1 pseudogene is annotated in these 268 nt (G+C 57.8%); it reads right to left on the bottom strand.

Going from position 1 to position 268, the window contains the following annotated elements:
* A pseudogene (locus tag ACSNOK_RS34460) lies at positions 1–268 on the bottom strand (porphobilinogen synthase); the annotation flags it as partial.

Genomic DNA, 268 nt, shown 5'->3' with positions numbered 1-268 from the left:
GTTGCATCGTTATCGACAATCATGGTGCCGTAACCACCATCGACAAGCACGCCGCAGTGCCCGTGAGAGGTGAACTCGTCCAGGCAGGTATCGGCCATAATAACAATCTCGTCGCCAAACTCGGCACGGCAGGCAGCGATAGCGCGGTTCAAAATACCGTTGTCGTCCCAGGCCGCCGAACCTACCTCGTCCTTATCATCGTCAAGCGGAACCCCGAAGAGGTCGATGCATTTAATGCCCGCCTCCGTGGCCTGACGCACGGCAGGAA

It is taken from the genome of Streptomyces sp. URMC 126 (genome assembly GCF_051386555.1).
Classification (GTDB): Bacteria; Actinomycetota; Actinomycetes; order Streptomycetales; family Streptomycetaceae; genus Streptomyces.
Note: the sequence above shows the minus strand (reverse complement) of the source record. Positions and strands in the feature narration are given on the sequence as shown.